The sequence below is a fragment of the Georgenia yuyongxinii genome (assembly GCF_006352065.1).
Lineage (GTDB): Bacteria > Actinomycetota > Actinomycetes > Actinomycetales > Actinomycetaceae > Georgenia > Georgenia yuyongxinii.
Genome location: NZ_CP040915.1, coordinates 1399680 through 1422489 on the forward strand (window position 1 = coordinate 1399680; position 22810 = coordinate 1422489).

Sequence of the window (22810 nt, forward strand, 5' to 3'; positions counted from 1 at the left end):
CCACGTCCGACCCGGCGGCGCGTTCGTCGCGTCGCGTCGGATCGCAGGTGATCAGCGGTGGCTCTGGTGGGCGGTGCGCAGCCGCAGCCCGCGCGGGGTCGGGCCGAAGCCTGCCGCGTCAAGGGCTTGCCGCAGCGGCCCCCGGGTCTCCAGAGCGGCGACCCCGTCGACCCGGCCCAGGGTGAGGGGGCCGAGCGCACCGGTGCGGGCCATCTCGGCCAGCGCGCCCGCGGCCGGGCCGAGCAGCATGGGGTCGGACGTGAACGACAGCAGGGTGCGGCCACCGCGCTCCACGTACAGCGCGAGGATGCCGTCCGCCAGCACGACGGCGGCCCCTGCCTTGCGGCCGGGGCGGTGGCCCTCACCTGCGGTCGTCGGCGGCCAACCCAGAGCCGCGCCGTACGGGTTGGCCGGGTCGGTCGCCGCCAGCAGCACCACGCGGGGTTGGGCGGTGCCGGCGGCGGCACGCTCACGGCGGGCGGTGAGGTCGGCGGCGTCGCCGCGCAACCGGTCCACGACCTCGGGCAGCGCGAACTGCGCCGCGCCGAGACCCTCCACCAGGTACCCGCGCCGCACCTGACCGGACTCCTCCAGCCGGCGGAGCACCTGGTACGCCGCCCCGAACCCGCCGGGCAGCTCCTCGAGGCCTGCGGCGCCGCGCACCAGCACGCCGTGGCGTTCGAGCAGCGCGACAGTCAGGGCCGTGACCTTGGCGGTGCGGGCCTCGGCGTCGTCCCCGGGGCCGGCGTCCGGTGCTGCGGGCCGGACGAGCGACCATCGCCCCGCTGCCGCGGGCAGCGCGACCGCCGTCGCCGCCCGGGCCCCGGCCAGCGCCGCACGGGAGAGCGCGGCGCGTCGCAGCCCCGCCCCCGGGCGCAGCGACCGGGCAGGGGCGGGCACCCGCGCGGCGGCGTGGGTGGGTCGGCCGCCGCCGAGCCGAGCGCGCATCGGGGCAAGGGTGTCGTTGGTGACCAGGCCCGCCCACACGAGCTCCCACAGCGCCTCGAGCACCTCCTGGGGTCGGGGGCTGACGGCCCGGCCCTCGGGCCCGAGCGCGTCGGGGGGCTGGAGGTCGCGGAAGAAGCGTCCACCACCGCCGGCGAGGGTCTCGAGCAGGTGCGTGTGCAGCTCTCTGAGCTGCGGCCGCGCCGGTGTGGGGGCGAGGTCGGTGACGGCGTCCGCCGGCAGCAGCGCGACCAGCCCGTCGACCCCGGGAAGTGCACCCGCGCCCACCCACACCACCTCGCCCGAGCTCGTGAGCTCGTCGAGCATGGCGGGGGAGTAGCCCCGCACCCGGGCGGGAAGCACCAGGGACTCCAGCGCCGACGCGGGCACCAGCGCCCCGGCGAGCTGGTCGACCACGGTGAGCACACCGTCCACGCCGCGCAGGTCCGGTGCCGCGCCGACCGGCGCCACGTGCTGCCAGCGCGGCGTGAAGACGCCCAGCGTCTGCGGGACCACCGGCTCGACCTCGCTGCGCAACCGGGCGAGCGAGCGGCGCCGGATGCGTCGCATGACCTCCGCGTCGCAGTACTCCACCGCCCGGGAGGCGAAGCCGTCGCCGGCGACGGTCCCGCCCAGAGCGCCGTCGCCTGAATCCGGCGTCTGGGCCGGGCTCAGGCGCCCCTCGATCATCGACCCGGTGCGGACCAGGTCCGCGAGCACCGGCAGGACGGCACCGGGCGCGAGCCCGAGTCGGGCGGCGACGTCGGCGGCGGTGAACGTGGCGTGCGTGCGGGCGTGGCGGCGGACCAGGTCTCCGAGGGGGTCGGCGACCGGTTCGAGGACCGAGGCCGGCAGCCCGAGCGGGAGGGCCACCCCTAGGGCGTCACGCAGCCGGCCGGCGTCCTCGACCACCGCCCACTGCTCGGTGCCCGCGACCCGGACGGCCATCACCCGGCGCTGCGCCTCGAGGTCGGCGAGCCAACCGGGCGCCGCGGCGGGCTCGACGGCGCGGACGGCGAGGTCCGCCGTCGTCAGCGGTCCGAGGCGGCGGACGAGGTCGACCATGCCCTCGGCGTCGCGTGCCCGTGCGGCGTCGGTGCGCAGGCCCACCTCCGCGGCGACCTGAGCGACCGCCTCGGGGTCGAGCAGGTCCGCCAGGTCGCCCAGGTCAGAGCCGACCAGCTCCGCCAGCAGCGCCGGGTCCAGGGACAGCGCGGCCGCGCGCCGCTCGGCCAGGGGGGCGTCGTCGCCGTAGAGGAACTGCGCCATGTACCCCATGAGCAGCGAGCGGGCGAAGGGCGAGGGCATCTGCGTGGCCACCTCGACCACCCGCACCTCCCGAGCCGTGACCCGGCGCATCAGCTCCGTCAGCGCCGGCACGTCGAAGTCGTCCTGGACGCACTCTCGTACCGCCTCGAGCACCACGGGGAAGTCCGGGTACCGCGCCGCGACCGCCAGGAGCTGCGCCGCTCGCTGGCGTTGCTGCCACAGGGGCTGGCGGCGGTCCGGACGGCGCCGCGGCAGCAGCAGCGACCGCGCCGCTCCCTCCCGGAAGCGGGCCGCGAAGTGTGCGGAGCCGGCCAGTGCCCCGACCACCTGCCCGGAGACCTCGGCCGGGTCGAGCAGCAGGTCCGTCAGCTCGAACGGGCCCCGCTCGGCAGAGGTGGTGCCGTCGACGTCGGGCAGGCGGAGCACGATCCCGTCGTCGCTCGGTGCGGCGTTGACGTCCATCCCGGTGGTGTCCCGCAGCCGCGACGACAGCACCAGCGCCCAGGGGGCGTGCACCCGGGCCCCGTAGGGGGAGTGGATGACGACGCGCCAGTCGCCGAGCTCGTCGCGGAACCGTTCGACGACGATCGTGCGGTCGTCGGGCAGGTGGCCGGTGGCCTCGCGTTGAGCTTCGAGGTAGGCCACCACGTTCTCCGTGGCCCAGGTGTCCAGCCCGGCGCCGGTCAGCATCTCGGCCGCGGCGCCGTCACCCAGGTGGGCGGCGAGCTGACGGGTCGTGGCACCGAGCGCCTGACCGAGCTCGGCCGGCCGTCCGGGGGTGTCCCCCTTCCAGAACGGCAGGCGGCCCGGCTGCCCCGGGGCGGGGGAGACGAGCACCCGGTCCGGCGTGATCGCCTCGATGCGCCACGTGCTGGTGCCGAGCGTGAAGGTGTCCCCGACGCGTGACTCGTAGACCATCTCCTCGTCCAGCTCGCCGACCCGCCGGCCGGTGCCGCGTGCGCCGGCCGTGACCGAGCCGGCGCCGTCGTCGCCGACCCCGCTCACCGACCCGGTGGCGAGGTAGACGCCGTAGAGCCCGCGGTCGGGGATGGTGCCCCCGGAGGTGACGGCGAGGCGCAGCGCACCGGGACGGGCGCGCAGCACTCCCGCCGTGCGGTCCCACACGATGCGCGGGCGCAGCTCGGCGAAGTCCTCGCTGGGGTACCGGCCGGCGAGCATGTCGAGGACCGCCGTGAACGACCGCTCGCCGAGCCCGGCGAAGGGGGCCGCACGCCGCACCAGCGTGGTGACCTCCTCCACCGTCAGCTCCTCGACGGCGAGCATCGCGACGATCTGCTGGGCCAGGACGTCCAGGGGGTTGGCCGGGACGTGGATCGCCTCGATCTGGCCGGCCTTGGCACGGGCGGCCGCCACGGCGGCCGGCAACAGGTCACCGCGGTGCGTGGGCAGGACCACGCCGTGGGACAGGGCGCCGACCTGGTGCCCGGCCCGGCCGATGCGCTGCAACGCCGAGGCGACCGAGGGTGGGGCACCGACCTGGACCACGAGGTCCACCGCGCCCATGTCGATGCCGAGCTCGAGGGAGGAGGTGGAGACCACGGCACGCAGCTGGCCGGACTTCAGCGCGGTCTCGGTGCGCACCCGCTCCTCGCGGCTCATCGACCCGTGGTGGGCGCGGGCGACGACCTCCGCCGTCGGCACGGCCGTGCCCGACTGTCCGGGCATCGCGGCTGCCCACGAGGCGCCGGCGGCGTCGAGCACCGCGGCGGCGCCGTCGCCCTCGGTGCGCGCCTGCCACTCCTCGTTCAGGCGTGCCGTGAGCCGTTCAGCGGATCGGCGCGAGTTGGTGAAGACGATGGTCGAGCGATGCTCGGCCACCAGGTCCACCACCCGCTCGGTCAGGTGCGGCCAGACCGAGGGGTGCCGCTGGTCCGGTGGTGCCCCGGCGGCGTCGCCGGAGAGGTCGGGGCCGCCGATCCCCCGGGCGGCGCCGGGGGACCGGGTGTCCGAAGGCGGGTCCGCCGCACGGGAGGCGGCCCGCAGCGGCGTGGCGGAGGGGTCGCTCAGATCCTCGACCGGGACGACGACGTCGACCCGCAGCGCCTTGCTCGACGGCGGTTCGACGACCCGGACGGGCCGGCCGCCCTCGGTGAGGGGCCGGTGCCCGGCGAGGAAGGTGGCCACGGTAGTGACCGGCCGCACGGTCGCGGAGAGGCCGACCCGCTGGGCGGGCGCCGGGAGCAGCGCGTCCAGGCGTTCGAGGGACAGGGCCAGATGGGCCCCGCGCTTCGTGCCGGCGACGGCGTGGACCTCGTCGAGGATGACGGTGCGCACCCCGCGCAGGCCCTCCCGGGCGGCGGAGGTGAGGACGAGGTACAAGGACTCGGGGGTGGTGATGAGGATGTCCGGTGGGTGTGTCGCCATCCGGCGCCGCTCGCTCGCGGGGGTGTCCCCGGTGCGCATGCCGACCCGGACGTCGTTGAGGGGCCGGCCCAGCCGGGCCGCGGCGGCGGAGATGCCCACGAGCGGGGAGCGCAAGTTGCGCTCGATGTCCGCGGCGAGCGCCTTGAGCGGTGAGACGTAGAGCACCCGGCAGCGCTCGCCGTCGTCCGGTACGTCTCCGGTGAACATCTGGTCGATCGCCCAGAGGAAGGCCGCGAGGGTCTTGCCGGACCCGGTGGGCGCGACCACCAGGGCATGGTCGCCGGAGGAGATCGCGTCCCATGCCCCCTCCTGGGCCGCGGTGGGCGCCGCGAAGGCGTTGTCGAACCACGCGCGGGTCGGCTCGGAGAACGGCACGGTCGCCATTGTGCCGCCCGGCACCGACACCGCGCGGCGGGCGCAGTCCGGGCCGGCGGGGCGGGCGCGGCCGGGGAGGGGCTCCGGACTGGCGTGCTGCTCGGCCAGGCGTGACGCGCGCGGCGCACGTGGCACCCTGTGGGGGTGAAGCACTCGGAGTTCTGGCAGGTGGTCGAGGAAGCGTTCGGCGCGGGATACGGCCGGTCGCTCGCCGCGGACCTGGTGCTCACGGGTGTCGGCGGCCGCACGGCCGCCCAGGCGCTGGACGCGGGCGTCGCGCCGCGGGAGGTGTGGGCCGCGCTGTGTGACGAGATGGAGGTCGACGACGCGACGCGGTGGCGCCACCGCCGGGACCCGAAGGAGCGCGACAAGCGCCGGTGACACACCAGCGTGTCGCACGTGGCTTCGAACACCCGTTCGGCGTAGTCTCCTGCGCAGGCGGCGACGGCCGGGGATCTCCACAGCGCAGGGGAGCCTCTCGGCCGGATGTCAGTGGTCGGGCATAGCGTCGCCAGCAGGTAGCCGTCCGGAGAGGGCGGGCCCTGCCACAGACCAGCCCTGACCGAACCGCTGGGCCACCCCGGGTGGCCCACCTGCCGAGAGGTGAATCGACATGCCCGCTCCTGTAGCAGACCGCAGCAAGGCCCTGGAGGCCGCGCTCAGCCAGATCGACCGCCAGTTCGGCAAGGGGTCGATCATGCGGCTGGGTGACGACACACGGCCCAAGGTGGCGGTGATTCCCACCGGTTCCGTCGCCCTCGACGTCGCTCTCGGTATCGGCGGGCTCCCGCGCGGCCGCGTCGTCGAGATCTACGGCCCGGAGTCCTCCGGCAAGACGACCGTCGCCCTGCACGCCGTGGCCAGCGCCCAGCGGGCGGGCGGCATCGCGGCCTTCATCGACGCCGAGCACGCGCTGGACCCCGAGTACGCCAAGAAGCTGGGCGTCGACACCGACGCGCTCCTCGTCTCGCAGCCGGACACCGGTGAGCAGGCGCTGGAGATCATGGACATGCTCATCAGGTCCGGCGCGCTGGACATCGTCGTGATCGACTCCGTCGCGGCCCTGGTGCCCAAGGCCGAGATCGAGGGCGAGATGGGTGACTCCCACGTGGGCCTGCAGGCGCGCCTGATGTCTCAGGCGCTGCGCAAGATCACCGGTGCGCTCTCCGCGTCCGGCACCACCGCGATCTTCATCAACCAGCTGCGCGAGAAGATCGGCGTCTTCTTCGGTTCCCCCGAGACGACCACCGGCGGCAAGGCGCTGAAGTTCTACGCCTCCGTGCGCCTGGACATCCGCCGCATCGAGACCCTCAAGGAGGCCACGGTCGCGGTGGGTAACCGCACCCGGGTCAAGGTGGTCAAGAACAAGATGGCCCCGCCCTTCAAGCAGGCCGAGTTCGACATCCTCTACGGCGAGGGCATCTCCCGTGAGGGTGGCCTGATCGACCTGGGCGTGGAGAACGGCATCGTGCGCAAGTCCGGTGCCTGGTTCACCTACGAGGGCGACCAGCTGGGACAGGGCAAGGAGAAGTCCCGCCAGTTCCTCAAGGACAACCCCGAGCTCGCGGAGGAGATCGAGAAGAAGATCCTCCTCAAGCTCGGTATCGGCGAGGAGGCGGCTGCGGCCGCCGCTGCCGCCGCGGCGGCGGCCGCTGACGCCGAGGTTGCGGTCGAGTTCTGACAGTGGCACCCGATGCCTCCGGCCGGCGGCCGCGGGCTCGTCGCCGGGACGAGCCCGAGCCGCCGTCGGCCGGAGCCGCCGCGGTCGACCCGGAGCCCGATGCCGAGGAGGTCGCCCGCACCATCGCGCTGCGCCAGCTCACCGCCGCACCCCGCAGCCGCGCCCAGCTCGAGGAGGCGCTGGCCCGCCGCGGCGTGCCGGCAGACGTCGCCGCCCGGGTGCTCGACCGCTTCACCGAGGTGGGCCTCATCGACGACACCGCCTACGCCGAGATGCTCGTGCGCACCCGGCACGCCGAGCGTGGACTGGCACGGCGGGCACTCGCCCAGGAGCTGCGGCGCAAGGGCATCGACGCCGAGGTGGCCGAGGTCGCGCTGGAGCAGGTCGACGACGCCGACGAGGAGACTGCGGCGCGCCGTCTGGTGGAGAAGAAGGCGCGCAGCACGGCCGGGCTCGACCGGCAGGTGCGCCGCCGCCGGCTCGCGGCCATGCTCGCGCGCAAGGGCTTCGGCCCCGGCGTGGCCGTTCGGGTCATCGACGAGGTGCTCGCTGAGGAGGGTATCGACCCGCTGGCGGAGCCGGGAGAGTGGGACTCCCAGGACTGAGCGCCGGCGGTTGGCCGACCGGCGCCCGGTCCAGGGCCGGTCAGAGTCGCTGGTTCCCGGTCGGCACCGCCCCGAGGGGCGGCGCGGCGGCGAGCTCCAGGTCGGCCGGCCGGGCTCGGCCGGATGTCCGCTTGTCCAGGCGCCGCGCCACCCGCAACGCGACCCAGGTCAGGGTGTAGTTGATGACGATGAACATCACGGCGGCCACGATGAGCGCCGGGAGGTAGTTGGCGAAGGACGAACCCACCAGACGGGCCGAGCGGAGCAGCTCGGAGTAGGCGATGAGGTAGCCCAGGGCGGTGTCCTTGAGGATGACCACGAGCTGGCTGATCATCGAGGGCATCATGGCGATGAGCGCCTGCGGCAGCTCGACGAGGCGCAGGCTCTTGCCGGGTGTGAGGCCGATCGCGAGGGCGGCCTCTCGCTGACCCCGGGGCAGCCCGTACACCCCGGAGCGGACGAGCTCGGCGATGACCGAGCCGTTGTACAGCGTCAGCCCGAAGACGACGCCGTAGAACGGGGCATCGCTGGCCGGCACGATGCCGGAGAAGGACAGCCAGAAGTAGAAGAAGAACATCAGCACAAGGACGGGCACGGCGCGGAAGAACTCCACGACCACGCCGCTGACCCATCGCACGGGCGCGAGCTGCGAGAGCCGGCCCAGGCCGAAGATCAGGCCGAAGACGTTCGCGGTGACGATGGAGACACCGGCCGCGCGCAGCGTGTTCCACAAGCCGACGAGGAGGTAGTCCTGCCACACCGAGGCCGTGAGGAACGGGCTCCATTTGGCGGCGGTGAGCTGTCCTTTCTGGGCCAGGGCCCAGATCACCCACGCGAGGACGCCGAGCACCACGAGGGCACCGACGATGTTGACGACCATGATCCGGCGGCGGCCGCGCGGCCCCGGGGCGTCGAAGAGGATCGTGCTCATCGGGACACCGCCAGTCGCTTGGAGAGGTACGTGGTCACAAGCCCGATCGGCAGGACGATGGCGATGAAGCCCAGGGCGATGATCAGGAAGATCGCGACGATCAGGTCGGGCCGGAACTCGAACATCGCGAGCATCACGGACCCGGCCTGGACCACACCCGCGGCCTGGGCGACGGTGCTGTTCTTGGTCAGCGCGATCAGGGTGTTGCCGAGGGGTGCGATGGCGCCGCGGATGGCCTGGGGCAGGATGATCATGCGCATCGACTGCCCGAAACCGAGCCCGATGGCCCGGGCGGCCTCGGCCTGACCGACGGGAACCGTGTTCACGCCCGAGCGCAGCGCCTCGCACACGAACGCCGCGGTATAGGCGGAGAGCCCGAGGACGGCCAGGCGGAAGCTGTTGGTCGCGATGAACCCCTCGGTCCCCCGGCCGGCGAGCTCGATGCCGAGCTGGCCCCACAGTCCGAGCGAGCAGGCCAGGATGATCAGGGTCAGGGGTGTGTTGCGCACGAGGTTCACGTACGCGGTGCCCGCCCATTGCAGGCTGGGCGCGGGCGAGACCCGCATGACCGCCAGCACGGTGCCGATCAGGAACGCGAAGATGGCCGAGAAGAAGGTCAGCTGGACGTTGACGAGGAAAGCGCCCACGATGTCGTAGGTGCTGAACAGCTCGCCCATGTCGGCGAGATAGCCGCCCACTCAGGACTCCTTTGCGTGTGCGCGGACCGGGACAGCCGTGACCCGGGCGGCGAGAGCCGCCCGGGCATCGTGCCGTCAGGCGCAGGGCTGCGGCTCCGGCGGGTTGAGGTCGGAGTTCGGCGTGAACGCCTCGCCGACGTTCTTGGCGATGAGCTTCTCCCAGGTGCCGTCGTCGATCATCTCGGTGATCGCGGCGTTGACGTCCTCGCAGATGTCGTTGTCCTTGGGCAGGCCCACGCCGTAGTTCTCCTCCGAGAACGGGTTGCCGACCACCTTGAACTGTCCCTCGTACTCGCTCTGGGCGGCGTAGCCCGCGAGGATCACGTCGTCGGTGGTGACGGCGTCGATGGTGCCCGCGCTGAGGAGCTCGACGCACTCGGAGTAGGTCTGGGCGGGGTAGAGCTCGACGCCCTCGGAGTGCTCGTCGCGAATGCGCTCGGCGGAGGTCGAGCCCTCGACGGAGCACAGAACCTTGCCATCGAGGGTGTCCGGACCGGTGATCTCGGAGTTGTCTGCCGCCACCAGGAGGTCCTGGCCGGCGACGAAGTACGGACCCGCGAACGCCACGCGCTCCTTGCGAGCGTCGGTGATGGAGTACGTCGCGAAGATCATGTCCACCGAGCCGTTCTCCAGCAGCGTCTCGCGCTGGGAGGAGACGGACTCCTCGAACTGGATCTGGTCCTCGGTGTACCCGAGCTTCCCGGCCACGTACTTGGCGACGTCCACGTCGAACCCGGTGTACTCCGAGCCCTCCTGCAGCCCCAGGCCCGGCTGGTCGAACTTGATGCCTATGGTCAGGCCCTCACCGCCGGACCCGCCGCCGCCCTCGGTCGCCTCTGCGGTTCCGGCGGGAGTCTCCCCGCCGTCGTCCCCGGGTTCCCCGGCCGAACAGGCGGCCAGGGTGAGGGCGGCAGCCATGGACAGGGCAATGCCGGCGTTGCGCATGCGTCGCATGTCGTCTCCTTGTGTCGGTCCCCGGCGGGGCACGTGGTGGTGCGGAAGGTCAGTGACTGAGCAGCTTCGAGAGGAAGTCCTTGGCGCGGTCGGAGGTGGGGTTGTTGAAGAACTCCTCCGGCGAGGCCTCCTCGACGATCACGCCGGCGTCCATGAAGATCACGCGGTCGGCGGCCTTGCGGGCGAAGCCCATCTCGTGCGTGACGACGACCATCGTCATGCCGTCGCGGGCGAGGGCCGTCATGACGTCGAGGACCTCGGTGATCATCTCCGGGTCGAGGGCAGAGGTGGGCTCGTCGAAGAGCATCACCTTGGGCTGCATGGCCAGGGCGCGGGCGATCGCGACGCGCTGCTGCTGACCGCCGGAGAGCTGGGCAGGGTGCTTGCCCGCCTGGTTGGCCACGCCGACCCGCTCCAGCAGGTCCATGGCGCGCTGCTTCGCCTCGGCGGACTTGATCCCCTTGGCCTTGACCGGGCCGAGCGTGACGTTCTCCAGGATCGTCTTGTGCGCGAAGAGGTTGAAGGACTGGAAGACCATGCCGACGTCGGCGCGCAGCCGGGCGAGGTCCTTGCCCTCCTCGGGCAGCTCCTTGCCGTCGATGGTGATGGAGCCGGAGTCGATGGGCTCGAGGCGGTTGATGGTGCGGCAGAGGGTCGACTTGCCGGAGCCGGACGGGCCGATGACGACGACCACCTCGCCGCGCCGGACAGTGAGGTTGATGTCTCGGAGCACGTGGAGGTCGCCGAAGTGCTTGTTGACGTCCGTGAGCCGCACGAGCGGCGCGCCAAGCGTCGGGGCCGCCTGCGCGGCGGGGGCGGGCGCGGTCTCGTCCCCGCGCACCTGGGGGTCCGTCATGTGCGTCAACCTAACTGGGCGGTCCTGTGTGGCTCGCGTCACGGTGGTAACAGTGTGGCCACAATAGTGGGGGCTTGACGAGATGTTGACCTTCGACGAGGTCCGGGCGTGGCGTCGCGGTGCGACATGTCCGGTTAGTCCGCACACGAGGGCCCCCGCGGTGGCGTGTGTCACACGAATGGTCCACGGCCTGACGGTCCGGGCAACGTTTGTCGTCGGAAAGGGCCAAGAACGGCCATGCGTGTCGTAGGCGGCTCGGTCGGCAGAACCACCCGCCCGGCGTCCCGCGGTCACGCCCCGCCGGCCTCGGGCCGCCGGTAGAACGGCAGCTCGACCACCTCGAACGGCTGCGGAGTGCCTCGCACGTCCACCGTGACCGCCGTGCCCACGGCGCTGTGCCCGGCGTCGACGTAGGCAAGCGCCACCGGGTGGCCGAGCGTCGGGCTCGGCGCACCGGACGTCAGCTCACCGACCACCTCCGAATCCACCAGCACGGCTTGGTGCGGACGTCCGGCCCGCTTGCCCAGGCCACGCAGGCCCACGAGGACCCGGCCCAGGCCCGCCGCCGTGCGCTCCCGGGCGGCGTCCAGCGCGTCGCGGCCGACGAACTGCTCCTTGGTCAGGGCGACGACGCCGCCGAGCCCGGCCGTGAACGGGTCGACGTCCCGGGTGAGCTCGTTGCCGTACAGCGGCATGCCCGCCTCGAGGCGCAGGGAGTCCCGGGCGGCCAGCCCGGCCGGGACGAGCCCGCGGCTCTCACCGGCCTCGAGCAGCGCAGCCCACAGCGCCGGGGCCTGGGCGTTGGGCACGAACAGCTCGAAGCCGTCCTCCCCGGTGTAGCCCGTCCGCGCGAGCAGCACCTCCCGGCCCGCCACGGTCGTCGGCGTCGCGGCGTAGTACCGCAAGGAGCGCACCACCTCGGCTTCGTCGGCCGGGACGAGCGCGCGCACGATGGCCTCCGCCTGCGGTCCCTGGACCGCCACGAGCGACGTGGCGGCCGACTCGTCGCGAACCGCGGCGTCGAACCCCGCGGCCCGCTCCTCCAGCTCGGCGACCACCGCCGGGGTGTTCCCCGCGTTGGGGACCACGAGGAAGCGGTCCTCGGCGAGCCGGTAGGTGATGACGTCGTCGAGGATCCCGCCGTCCGGCGCGCACAGCAGGGAGTACTTCGCCCGGCCCACGGCGACCCTGGAGAGCCGCCCCACCAGGGCGTGGTCGAGGGCGGCGCCCGCCTGCGGGCCGGAGACCGTCACCTCGCCCATGTGGCTGAGGTCGAACAGGCCGGCGGCGTCGCGGACCGCGCGGTGCTCGGCGAGCTCGGAGGTGTACCGCAGGGGCATCCGCCACCCCCCGAAGTCGGTGAACGTCGCCCCCAGGCGCTCGTGCTCGGCCTCCAGTGCCGTGGTCCGGACCGCCTGGTTCATCGACGCACCTTCCTCGTCCTGCACGACGGCGGCCCGCGGCTCCCAGCGGGGCGGGCCGGCTCGCTCCCCTCCGGGCAACGTAGTGGCCCCGCGAGCCGGAGGCACCCGATCGGCGGACGCAGCTGATCGGCGCCGCCCCAGCGGCACTTAGACTGCTGCCACCATGACTGCTGCTCCGCCGGCCCCCTCCGCCGCCGTCCCGCACACCGGCGCGGGCCCCCGCACGTACCTGGTGCGCACCCTCGGCTGCCAGATGAACGTGCACGACTCCGAGCGCCTCGCCGGGATGCTCGAGGCCCAGGGCTACGTCCCGGTCGAGTCCGTCCCGGAGGCCGCCGCCCGCGCCACGGACGCCGGCGACGGCGGAGCGGACGTCGTCGTCATCAACACGTGCTCGGTGCGCGAGAACGCCGCCACCCGACTGTTCGGCAACCTCGGCCAGCTGGCCTCGGTCAAGCGCCGACGCCCCGGGATGCAGATCGCCGTCGGCGGCTGCCTGGCTCAGCAGATGCGCACCGGGATCGTGGAGAAGGCGCCGTGGGTGGACGTCGTGCTCGGCACCCACAACCTCGACGTGCTGCCCGCCCTGCTCGAGCGGGCCCGGCACAACGCCGAGGCGCAGGTGGAGATCGAGGAGGCGCTGAAGGTCTTCCCGTCCACGCTGCCCACCCGCCGCGAGTCCGCCTACGCGGCGTTCGTGTCGATCTCCGTGGGCTGCAACAACACCTGCACCTTCTGCATCGTGCCGCATCTGCGCGGCAAGGAGCGCGACCGGCGGCCCGGCGAGGTGCTCGCCGAGGTGCAGGCCGTCGTCGCCCAGGGCGCCATCGAGGTGACCCTGCTGGGACAGAACGTCAACAGCTACGGCGTCGGGTTCGGCGACCGTGGCGCCTTCGCCAAGCTGCTGCGCGCCTGCGGCGAGATCGACGGCCTCGAACGGGTCCGCTTCACCTCCCCGCACCCGGCCGCATTCACCGACGACGTCATCGAGGCGATGGCCGAGACCCCGAACGTCATGCCGAGCCTGCACATGCCGCTGCAGTCCGGCTCGGACGCGGTGCTGCGCGCCATGCGCCGCAGCTACCGGCAGGGGAAGTACCTCGGGATCATCGACCGCGTCCGCGGGGCCATCCCCGAGGCCGCCATCACCACCGACATCATCGTCGGCTTCCCCGGTGAGACCGAGTCGGACTTCCAGGCCACCCTCGACGTGGTGGCGGCCAGCCGGTTCTCCTCGGCCTTCACGTTCCAGTACTCCCCGCGGCCGGGCACGCCCGCGGCCGACCTCGAGCAGGTGCCGGCCGAGGTGGTCACCGACCGCTACCAGCGTCTCCTCGCCCTGCAGAAGCGGATCTCCACCGAGGAGAACGAGCAGCAGGAGGGCCGGACGGTCGACGTCCTCGTCGCCGAGGGGGAGGGCCGCAAGGACGGCGCCACCCACCGGGTCACCGGGCGCGCCGCGGACAACCGGCTCGTGCACGTCGCACTGCCTCCGGGGCTTGCCGACGACGAGCGGCCCCGCCCGGGGGACATGGTCACGGCGACCGTCACCCACGGCGCCCCGCACCACCTCGTGGCCGACTCCGCACTGACCGGTGGCACCTACCGGCTGAGGCGCACCCGCGCCGGGGAGGCCTGGGCGCGCCGCGCGGGCCTGGTCGAGGAGCCGCACAGCCACGGCGAGGCCGCCCCGGCCGGGCCCGTCACGCTGGGCATGCCGGCGCTGCGGCGGTAGCCCCGGCTCAGATCTCCGGCGAGGGCTCCTCGATCGGCGGCATCGACCGACCCAGCGCCTGGAAGAACTGAACCCCGGCCGAGAGGCCGCCCTCGACGATGTCGAGCAGCTGGCGGTCGGTCGCGCCGGCGCCGACGTCGGCCATGATCTCGGTGCGGACGGACAGGCCCTCGGCGGTCTCGGCCGTGAAGATGGTCGGCCAGATCTTGTCGCGGTTCCAGTCGTTGGCGGCCTGCGCGACGGCGCCGCGCAGCTCCGGCGGCACGAGCCGCCCCCACAGGCCACGCACGCTGAGGAAGTCCTGCTCCTCCCCGGTGAGCCGCACCTGGAACTGGTAGCCGTCCCACAGCCCCGACATCGACCCGTCCGGCTCCTCCCGCACGTGGTACCCGCGAGCGGCGATGACGTCGTGCAGCCGGGCCGCGGCGACCGGGGACGTCCGCAGCGTCGGCGGGCCCGGCGGCCGGCGGCCGGCATCACGCGCCGGTGGGGCCGCACCCCCCGCCTCCGGGTCGCGCTGCCCCGGCTGGTCAGGTTGCTCTGCCGGCGGTGCCGCCCCGGGCCGGGGCCGGCGCCACCATGCCCAGGTCACGACAGACCACCCGGCGGCTGTTCCGCAGGGTCGGGGTAGCGCACCTCGAGGTCCCGCATCATCCGCATGCCCTGACCCACCCCCCGCTGGATCAGCCGCTCGAGCTGGTTGTCGCTCGCGCCGCCACCGAGAGGGGTGGAGACCTCGGCGACCACGCTGAGCCGGCCGTCGTCGAGCACCCGCACGTAGCACTTGGGCCCCACGAACTCGCGGTTCCAGCCGTCCACCAGAGCGAGCACCTCGCCGAGGCGTTCCAGCGCGAGACGGCGGTGCCAGGAGCCGCGCACCTGCAGCACCGACTCGTCCGGCCCGAGGAGGTAGATGTGGAACACCGCCTGCGCCCACATCGCGCCGAGGTCGCCGTTGCGGTCGCGGAAGAGGGGGTAGTCCAGCTCCTCGAGCATCGCGGCCACCCGTGACCGGCTCAGGGGCAGCACGACGTCGCGGGCCGCAGCCGCGCCGGTCGCCGCGCCGTGACCGCCGGGCCGCCCCGCGTCCTCGAAACCGGGCCGGGCCATGCGCATGAGCCTACGCGTGCGGCCCGTCTCACGGCGCGCCGGTAGGTTGGTTGTCCGTGCAGCCCCCAGCCCCCCAGCCACTTCCCGTCCTCGCCGTCGTCGGGACGACGGCGTCCGGCAAGTCGGCCCTGGCGCTGGACCTCGCCGAGGCCCTGGGCGGCCCGGACGGCGTCGAGGCCGTCAACGCCGACGCCATGCAGCTCTACCGCGGCATGGACGTCGGCACCGCCAAGCTCGCCGTGTCCGAGCGGCGCGGCGTCGTCCACCACCAGCTCGACGTGCTGGACGTGCGCGAGGAGGCGAACGTCGCCGCCTACCAGGTGGCCGCCCGGGCCGATCTCGCCGCCGTACGTGCTCGCGGCCGCGTGCCCGTCCTGGTGGGTGGCTCCGGCCTGTACGTGCGCGCGGTCCTGGACCACCTCGACTTCCCGGGCACCGACCCCGCCGTGCGGGCCGCCCTGGAGGAGCGGGCCGCCACCGAGGGCACCTGGCTGCTGCACGAGGAGCTGTCCCGGGCGGATCCCGAGGCCGCCGCTCGCATCGATCCGCGCAACACCCGGCGGGTGGTGCGCGCCCTGGAGGTCATCACCCTCACCGGGGACAAGTTCTCCGCCCGCATGCCCGAGCACACCTACGCCGTGCCCGCCGTCCAGGTGGCGATCGACGTGCCGCGCCCTGAGCTGGACGCCCGGATCGCCGCCCGCACGGCCGCGATGATGCGCGACGGGCTGGTGGAGGAGACCGAGGCGCTGCTCGCGCACGGTCTGGCGGAGGGTGTCACCGCCCGCCGCGCGGTCGGGTACGCCCAGGCCGCCGACGTCGTCGCCGGTCGCCTCACCCCGGCGGAGGCCACCGAGGCCATCGCCGTGGCGACGCGGCAGCTGGCCCGCCGTCAGGAGAAGTGGTTCCGGCGCGACCCGCGCATCACCTGGCTCCCTGCCGGGGACGCGCGCGCCGTGCGGGACCAGGCGCTGCGTACCCTGGGCCTATGACCCCTTTCGGCGCCCTGACCGGCCGTGCCCTGACCACCGGTCACGGGACCGAGAACGACTTCATCCTCGTGCCCGACCCCGACGGCGAGCTCCGCCTGGACGCGGCCGACGTCGTCGCCGCCTGCGACCGGCACGCCGGGCTCGGTGCCGACGGACTCATCCGCGTGGTGCGCTCGGCCGCGCTGCCGGAGGGGGCCGCCGCGCTCGCGGAGGACCCCACCGCCGAGTGGTTCATGGACTACCGCAACAGCGACGGCTCGGTCGCGGAGATGTGCGGTAACGGGGTGCGGGTCTTCGTGCACTACCTGCGCGAGCGTGGCCTGGTCGAGCTGCCGGCGGGAGGCGGCGTCGTCGTCGGCACCCGTGCAGGGGCGCGGCGGGTCACCTTCGACGGCGAGCGGTACACGGTGGAGATGGGCACCTGGGCCATGCCGGGCGGGGCCGAGGCCGTGGCGGCCGGCTACGACGTCGTGGTCCGGATCCCCGGGCTGGACGCGCCGCGCGGCGGGCTGCGGGTCACCATGCCCAACCCTCACACCGTGGTCGCCCTGCCCGACGAGGGGGAGCTGGCCGCCGCCGTCCTCACCGGTGAGCCGGCCTACGAGCCTGTCCCGCCCCAGGGCACCAACCTCGAGCTGGTGGTCCCGCTGGGCGAGGACGACGGCGACGGCGAGCCCGTCGGCCGTGTGCGGATGCGGGTGCTCGAGCGGGGCGTGGGGGAGACCCGCTCGTGCGGCACGGGCACCTGCGCCGCGGCGCTGGCGGTCCGGGCCTGGGCCGGTCCCGGAGCCCCGGACACCTGGCGCGTGCTCGTGCCCGGCGGGGAGGTCACCGTGCGGGTGCTGGGCGAGACCGTCACGCTCACCGGTCCGGCGGCGCTGACCGCCGACGTCACGCTGCTCGGCTGATCCGGGCCCGGACGGGTACCCGCGTGCCGACGGGTACCGGCGTGCCCAGGACGTGCCGGCCCGCCGGGTAGCGTGGTGCGGCAAGCTCCTCCCAGCGGCCCGGAAGAATCATGCCCAAGAAGAAGCGCAAGCCCCGCAAGACCGCCTCGCAGCACCGCCGTCACGCCGGCGGTGCCGGGGCACACCGGTCCACCGCACCCGAGGCCCTCCTGAGGGAGTTCGAGGAGTGGGCGTACGCGAACGACCTCCTGGTGAAGGACAGCACCTGGTTGGTGGGGGCCGCTATCGACCTCAAGCGTGACTGGCTGGGCTCCGCCGACCCGACCGCGTGGAGCGGGGCAGACATCCGGGCGGTCCTCACCGAGCTGTTCCCCACCCGGGTCGTGCTGGAGCCGGGCGACAGGCAGCTGCTCACGCCCACGATCACGCTGTACCTGACGTTCCTGCTCCAGACCGAGCGGCTGCGCACGGACCTGTCCGAGCCGCAGCTGACCGCTCTCATGGAGGCGCTCGCGGCTGAGGTGCCGCGGGCGCTGGCGGCGCCGTCGGGCCGCTCGATGGGCGGCAACATCATGGCCTACGCGGTCGAGCAGGGCGTGGACGTCTCCGACCCTGCGGCGATCGCCGCCCTCATGGAGCACTACAACAGCCTCCCGCACGCCGACCGGGTGGCAATCTCCGACGGTGCCGCCGGCGGTGCGCCGGCCGGACACGGCGCCGCCTTCGGCCTGGGCGCGGGCGCCGGCGTCGACGCCGGCGTCGACGCCGGCGTCGCCGCGCCGCGCCCGGCCGGCTCCTCGCGCCCCACGAGAGCCCTCGCGCAGATCTGGCCGAAGGCCCTCGGCCCGCTGCCGGACCCCGCAGCCCTCGAGCGCGGGCCCTTCGACCTGGTCAAGACGGCGGCGTGGATGGAGCAGTCCCTCCTGCTGACCCGCGCCCGCGTGCTCGCCGAGCACGTCGGGGCCGGGCTGCCCGTCACCAGCACCGGAGCCCTGCGCCGGGCCGACACCGCGGCGCTGATGGAACGGCTCGGGCTGCACCGCGAGTTCGAGCCCCAGTCCATGTGGGACGTCACCGAGCTGACGGTCGTCTGGCTCGCCCTGGCACGGCTGGGCTACCTCGACATCAGCAAGACCCGCGTCCGCCCGGGCGAGGAGTCACTGCCCCCGGCGGGTGCGTCGGCGCAGGACGTGGTCACGGCCGGTGCGGCCGTCCACGCCGCCGTCCTCCACGCCCTGGTCCAGGCCCGGACCGACCACGCCAGCGACGGCGAGGAGCCGGCCCTGGTCTGGGGGGCGCTGCTCCGCGCCGCCGACCCGGCCGGGGTCGCCGTCGTCGCACCGAGCCCCCTGGACGACCGGCTCGCGTGGGACCTCGACGCCCGCCGCCTCTACTACCTCGCGCACGACCTCAGGACGCTGACCGAGGTGGGCGTCCTCGAGCGGAAGGGGGACACGTTCCGGCTGCCGAAGGAGCTCTTCCCCATCGTCCCGGCGGCCATGTCCATGGTCGACGACCACTGACCGCCGTCAGCGCGACCGCGGCCGGACGGTCAGCACCCGGAACCCCTTCGAGGTCGCGGTCCGGGTGACGTCCTGGGCCAGCTCCACCTCGAGCCACCGGTGCAGGGAGTCGGCGCCCAAGTTCTTCTGCACCACGAGGTGCGCCCGCCCGGTCGGCGCGAGCAGACCCAACCAGCGGCGCAGCAGCTCGTGCAGGGCCGGCTTGCCGACGCGGATGGGCGGGTTGGACCAGATCTCGTCGATCCGAGTCCCCGACCCGGCGAAGGTGGACAGCGCGTCCTCGGCGTCGAGCGCCGTGACGTGGCCCAGACCCAGCGCGGCCGCGTTACGGCGGGTGAGCTCCACGGCACGTCGGTTCACGTCGACCCCGTAGACCTGCGCACCGGGGGAGGCCAGCGCCATCGCCAGGGTGATCGGCCCCCAGCCGCAGCCGACATCCACGAGCGTGCCGGCGGCCGGTGGGTCGCCCACCGCGTCGAGGAGGACCCGGGTGCCCAGGTCGAGCCTGTCCCCGGAGAACACGCCGGGCGCCGCCAGCACCCGCACGTCGTGTCCGCGCAGGTGCACGTGCAGCGGGCGGAGCTCCGCCGCCGAGGCGGGCTCCGCGGAGAAGTAGTGGTCGGGCGTCGGCACGGCGCCAAACTACCCGTGCACCGCCCGGTCTGTGGAAAAGCGATGGCCGGTGCCAGCACCGCATGGGATCCTTGGAGGAGCCACGGAAGGACACCATGACCCAGACTCCCCACCCGAACAGCCCGAACCCGGACGAGAGCACGAGAGCCGCGCAGCAGGCCGCCGAGGACGTCGTCGCGCGGATCCTCGCCCGCGCCGGGTCGTCGCTCAGGTCCACGGAGGGCACCGCGCTCCAGGCCGGCGGTGACGACGAGTCAGCGGAGGGGTACGACGGGGACCAGCTCGAGCGCGAAGAACGTGCGGCGTTGCGTCGCGTCGCCGGCCTGTCCACCGAGCTCGAGGACGTCACCGAGGTCGAGTACCGCCAGCTGCGCCTCGAGCGGGTGGTGCTCGTGGGCCTGTGGTCCACCGGCACCAGCGCGATGGCCGAGGTCTCGCTGCGCGAGCTGGCCGCGCTCGCGGAGACCGCCGGCTCGGAGGTCCTCGACGGGCTGCTCCAGCGGCGCACCGGTCCCGACCCCGGCACCTACCTCGGCGCCGGCAAGGCCCAGGAGCTCGCGGAGATGGTCCGCGCCGTCGGGGCCGACACCGTGATCGTCGACGGCGAGCTCAGCCCCTCGCAGCGCCGCGGGCTGGAGGACGTCGTCCAGGTCAAGGTCATCGACCGTACGGCGCTGATCCTCGACATCTTCGCCCAGCACGCCAAGTCCCGGGAGGGCAAGGCACAGGTCGAGCTCGCCCAGCTCGAGTACCTGCTGCCGCGCCTGCGCGGCTGGGGCGAGTCGATGTCCCGCCAGGCGGGTGGCCGGGTGGCCGGCGGTGCCGGGATCGGCTCCCGCGGTCCCGGTGAGACGAAGATCGAGCTGGACCGGCGCCGCATCCGCACCCGGATGGCACGGCTGCGCCGTCAGATCAAGGAGATGGCCCCCGCCCGCAGTACCAAGCGCGGGTCGCGACGCCACAACGAGGTGCCCTCGGTGGCGATCGCCGGGTACACCAACGCCGGCAAGTCCTCCTTGCTCAACCGGCTCACCGGCGCCGGTGTCCTCGTGCAGAACCAGCTCTTCGCCACGCTGGACCCCACCGTGCGCCGGGCCACCACCCCGGACGGGCGTGCCTACACCCTGACCGACACCGTCGGTTTCGTGCGGTCCCTGCCCACCGAGCTGGTCGAGGCGTTCCGCTCCACCCTGGAGGAGGTGGCCGAGGCGGACCTGCTGCTGCACGTCGTCGACGCCGCCCATCCCGACCCCGAGGGGCAGGTGCACACCGTCCGTGGCGTGGTCGCCGACATCCCCGGCGGCGCCGACGTGCCCGAGCTCATCGTCCTGAACAAGGCCGACCTGGCCGCGCCCGAGGACCTGGCGGCGCTGCGCACCCGGTACCCGGGGGCGGTGGTCGTCTCCGCCCGCACCGGGCTGGGCATCGAGGAGCTCGCCCAGCGGGTCGCCGAGCTGCTCCCACGGCCGACCGAGGAGATCGACCTCGTCGTGCCCTACCCGCGGGGCGACCTCGTCTCCCGCGCGCACTCCGACGGAGAGATCCTCGCGGAGGAGTACGTCGAGGGCGGCACCCGGCTGCACGCCCGGGTCGGGCCCGACCTGGCCGCCGACCTGCGCGCCGTCGGCCTGCCGGAGCCTGAGGCCCCGGTCGCCCGGCCCGCCTCCTGATGGCCGACGTCCCGGAGATCCTGGCCGACGCCGTCGCCTCGCTGGGCGGCACCGCGCGCCAGGGCCAGCAGCAGATGGCCGACGCCGTCACCCAGACCCTGGACGACGGCAGCCACCTGCTGGTCCAGGCCGGCACCGGCACCGGCAAGTCGCTCGCCTACCTCGTCCCGGTGCTCACGCACGCCGTGGAGTCCGGCCAGCGCGCCGTGATCTCGACGGCCACCCTCGCCCTGCAGCGCCAGGTGCTCGTGCACGACGCGCCGCGGGTGGCCGCCGTCGTGGCCGAGCGCACGGGCCTGCGCCCCGACGTCGCGCTTCTCAAGGGCTGGCACAACTACCTGTGCAAGCACAAGGTCGCCGGCGGGTACCCGGCCGATGAGGAGCCCGGCCTGTTCGCCGCGTCCGCCGCCACCGGTGTCGACCCCGCCGCCCCCGGGGGCGGCGGGGTCCCGACGGAGCGCGAGTCCCTCGCGGACCAGGTGCTGCGCCTGCGGGAATGGGCGGAGGAGACCGGCACCGGCGACCGGGACGACCTCGTCCCCGGCGTCACCGAGCGAGCCTGGCGGCAGGTCGCGGTGACGAAGATGGAGTGTTTGGGCAACAAGTGCCCGATGATCGCCGAGTGCTTCCCCGAGGCCGCCCGCCAGGCCGCCCGCGAGGCCGACGTGGTCGTGACCAACCACGCGATGCTCGGCATCGCAGCGGCGGGCTCGGCGAACGTGCTGCCCGAGCACGACGTCCTCGTGGTCGACGAGGCCCACGAGCTCGCCGACCGGGTCACCGCCCAGGCCAGCCTGGAGCTGAGCGCGGGCGTCGTCGAGCGCACCGTCCGGCTGGCTCGCCGCCACGCCGGAGTGAACAGCGAGACCTTGGACAAGGCCGCCGCCGCGCTGCGCCAGCACCTCGAGGTGCTGCCCGACGGCCGGCTGCCGGCGGGGCTTCCCGCCTCGGTGCGCGACGCCGTCGTCCTCGTGGAGGCCGGGGCGCGGGAGGCCGTCAGCGCGATGAAGCCCCAGCCCGGCGCGACGGCGGAGGACGCGGGCGGCCGGTCGATGGCCCGCTCGGCGATGGTCGTGCTGCTCGAGACGGCCGAACGGATCCTCGGCGACGGCGTCGCCCAGCGCCGCGACGTGCTGTGGTGCGAGCGGCCGCGCATCGGCAGCGACCAGCCCCGGCTGCGCCTCGCCCCGCTCGACGTGGCGGGGCCCATGAAGGACAACCTGCTGGCCGGCCGCGCCGTCGTCCTGACCTCGGCGACCCTGACGCTGGGCGGCACGTTCGACGCCATGGCCCGCTCGCTCGGCCTGACCCTCGACGAGGACCGGCCCTGGCGCGGGCTGGACGTCGGCTCGCCGTTCGACTACCCCCGCCAGGGCATCTTGTACCTGGCACGGCACCTGCCCCCACCGGGGCGGGACGGCAGCAGCGAGGAGGCGATGGAGGAGCTCGTCGAGCTGGTCCGGGCCGCCGGCGGCGCCACCCTGGGGCTGTTCTCCTCGCGGCGGGCGGCAGAGGCGGCCGCCGAGCGGCTGCGCGCCGAGGTCGACACACCGGTGCTCTGCCAGGGCGAGGACCAGCTGCCCACGCTCGTGCGCCGCTTCGCCGACGACGAGGCCACCTCGCTCATGGGCACCTTGTCCCTGTGGCAGGGCGTGGACGTGCCCGGGCCGACCTGCCGGCTGGTGGTCATCGACCGCATCCCGTTCCCCCGGCCCGACGACCCGGTGAAGTCCGCCAGGTCCGAGGTGGTCGCGGCCGCGGGCGGCAACGGCTTCATGTCCGTCGCCGCCACCCACGCCGCCCTGCTCCTCGCCCAGGGGGCGGGACGGCTGGTGCGCACCACCACCGACCGCGGCGTCGTCGCGGTCCTCGACCCCAGGCTGGCCACCGCCCGGTACGGCACCTTCCTCACCCGGTCCATGCCGCCGCTGTGGCGCACGTACGACGGCGAGACCACCCGGGCGGCACTGCGCCGCCTCGCGGCCGGCACCGTGCGGCCCCCGGCGGAGCAGGCCGGCGCGGTCGTTGCGGAGCCCGATCAGCTGGCGGCCGTGCAGGGCTGACACCGCGGACCCGGGCCGCGACCCGGCGTCGGCCTCCCTATGGTGGGGAAACG

The 22810-nt window shown here is 74.0% G+C and carries 18 protein-coding genes; 9 read left to right on the plus strand and 9 right to left on the minus strand.

Going from position 1 to position 22810, the window contains the following annotated elements; all coding sequences use genetic code 11:
* Positions 1-51: 51 nt before the first annotated feature.
* Entirely contained in the window at positions 52-4983 is a 4932-nt protein-coding gene (locus FE374_RS06380; protein ID WP_139931425.1) for a DEAD/DEAH box helicase, read from the minus strand.
* 135 nt (positions 4984-5118) lie between these two features.
* Between FE374_RS06380 and FE374_RS06385 the strand changes: the two genes are divergently transcribed.
* The 3 genes from FE374_RS06385 to FE374_RS06395 all read left to right on the plus strand — a co-directional run bounded on the left by FE374_RS06385 (position 5119) and on the right by FE374_RS06395 (position 7260).
* Complete coding sequence (locus FE374_RS06385) at positions 5119-5355, plus strand: DUF3046 domain-containing protein (RefSeq protein WP_139927743.1); 237 nt, start codon at positions 5119-5121, stop codon at positions 5353-5355.
* 232 nt (positions 5356-5587) lie between these two features.
* Positions 5588-6655, plus strand: a complete 1068-nt coding sequence (recA, locus tag FE374_RS06390; RefSeq protein WP_139927744.1) for a recombinase RecA — start codon at positions 5588-5590, stop codon at positions 6653-6655.
* Positions 6656-6657: 2 nt separating this feature from the next.
* On the plus strand, positions 6658-7260 hold the full coding sequence (locus FE374_RS06395) for a regulatory protein RecX (RefSeq protein ID WP_139927745.1): 603 nt from the start codon (positions 6658-6660) through the stop codon (positions 7258-7260).
* A gap of 40 nt (positions 7261-7300) precedes the next feature.
* Here the strand turns inward: FE374_RS06395 and FE374_RS06400 are convergent, their stop codons facing one another.
* The 5 genes from FE374_RS06400 to gcvT form a co-directional block, all read right to left on the minus strand.
* The gene (locus FE374_RS06400) at positions 7301-8191 is read right to left on the minus strand and encodes an amino acid ABC transporter permease (protein ID WP_139927746.1); all 891 of its coding nucleotides are present in this window, start codon (positions 8189-8191) and stop codon (positions 7301-7303) included.
* On the minus strand, positions 8188-8868 hold the full coding sequence (locus FE374_RS06405; RefSeq protein WP_139931426.1) for an amino acid ABC transporter permease: 681 nt from the start codon (positions 8866-8868) through the stop codon (positions 8188-8190). Before FE374_RS06405 ends, FE374_RS06400 begins: the two co-directional genes overlap by 4 nt.
* A gap of 96 nt (positions 8869-8964) precedes the next feature.
* Entirely contained in the window at positions 8965-9843 is an 879-nt protein-coding gene (locus FE374_RS06410; protein WP_139927747.1) for a glutamate ABC transporter substrate-binding protein, read from the minus strand.
* 49 nt (positions 9844-9892) lie between these two features.
* Positions 9893-10699 carry an amino acid ABC transporter ATP-binding protein gene (locus tag FE374_RS06415; RefSeq protein ID WP_139927748.1) on the minus strand — a complete coding sequence of 269 codons (807 nt, stop codon included), beginning with the start codon at positions 10697-10699 and terminating at the stop codon, positions 9893-9895.
* Positions 10700-10989: 290 nt separating this feature from the next.
* Positions 10990-12123: a glycine cleavage system aminomethyltransferase GcvT gene (gcvT, locus tag FE374_RS06420; protein ID WP_139927749.1), complete on the minus strand. Its 1134-nt coding sequence runs from the start codon at positions 12121-12123 to the stop codon at positions 10990-10992.
* A gap of 163 nt (positions 12124-12286) precedes the next feature.
* On the opposite strand from gcvT, the gene miaB reads away from it, so the two are divergent.
* The gene (gene miaB / locus FE374_RS06425; protein WP_139927750.1) at positions 12287-13858 is read left to right on the plus strand and encodes a tRNA (N6-isopentenyl adenosine(37)-C2)-methylthiotransferase MiaB; all 1572 of its coding nucleotides are present in this window, start codon (positions 12287-12289) and stop codon (positions 13856-13858) included.
* Between the two features lie 7 nt (positions 13859-13865).
* Here the strand turns inward: miaB and FE374_RS06430 are convergent, their stop codons facing one another.
* Together FE374_RS06430 and FE374_RS06435 are read right to left on the minus strand one after the other, a co-directional pair.
* The gene (locus FE374_RS06430) at positions 13866-14450 is read right to left on the minus strand and encodes a type III secretion system chaperone family protein (RefSeq protein ID WP_139927751.1); all 585 of its coding nucleotides are present in this window, start codon (positions 14448-14450) and stop codon (positions 13866-13868) included.
* Positions 14447-14968, minus strand: coding sequence for a type III secretion system chaperone family protein (locus tag FE374_RS06435; protein WP_168205609.1), 522 nt, complete (start codon positions 14966-14968; stop codon positions 14447-14449). Before FE374_RS06435 ends, FE374_RS06430 begins: the two co-directional genes overlap by 4 nt.
* Before the next feature lie 56 nt (positions 14969-15024).
* On the opposite strand from FE374_RS06435, the gene miaA reads away from it, so the two are divergent.
* The 3 genes from miaA (at position 15025) to FE374_RS19120 (ending at position 18391) form a co-directional block, all read left to right on the plus strand.
* The gene (miaA, locus tag FE374_RS06440) at positions 15025-15960 is read left to right on the plus strand and encodes a tRNA (adenosine(37)-N6)-dimethylallyltransferase MiaA (protein ID WP_139927753.1); all 936 of its coding nucleotides are present in this window, start codon (positions 15025-15027) and stop codon (positions 15958-15960) included.
* On the plus strand, positions 15957-16868 hold the full coding sequence (dapF, locus tag FE374_RS06445) for a diaminopimelate epimerase (RefSeq protein WP_139927754.1): 912 nt from the start codon (positions 15957-15959) through the stop codon (positions 16866-16868). The genes miaA and dapF overlap by 4 nt, the downstream gene beginning before the upstream one ends.
* Positions 16869-16978: 110 nt before the next feature.
* Positions 16979-18391 carry a hypothetical protein gene (locus FE374_RS19120; protein WP_168205610.1) on the plus strand — a complete coding sequence of 471 codons (1413 nt, stop codon included), beginning with the start codon at positions 16979-16981 and terminating at the stop codon, positions 18389-18391.
* Positions 18392-18397: 6 nt separating this feature from the next.
* Here the strand turns inward: FE374_RS19120 and FE374_RS06455 are convergent, their stop codons facing one another.
* A complete protein-coding gene (locus tag FE374_RS06455; protein ID WP_139927755.1) occupies positions 18398-19024 on the minus strand; it encodes a class I SAM-dependent methyltransferase in 627 nt (208 codons plus the stop codon).
* 95 nt (positions 19025-19119) lie between these two features.
* Here FE374_RS06455 and hflX point away from each other — a divergent pair, with 95 nt between their 5' ends.
* Together hflX and FE374_RS06465 are read left to right on the plus strand one after the other, a co-directional pair.
* Entirely contained in the window at positions 19120-20694 is a 1575-nt protein-coding gene (gene hflX / locus FE374_RS06460) for a GTPase HflX (RefSeq protein ID WP_139927756.1), read from the plus strand.
* The gene (locus tag FE374_RS06465; protein ID WP_139927757.1) at positions 20694-22757 is read left to right on the plus strand and encodes an ATP-dependent DNA helicase; all 2064 of its coding nucleotides are present in this window, start codon (positions 20694-20696) and stop codon (positions 22755-22757) included. Before hflX ends, FE374_RS06465 begins: the two co-directional genes overlap by 1 nt.
* Positions 22758-22810 lie beyond the last annotated feature (53 nt).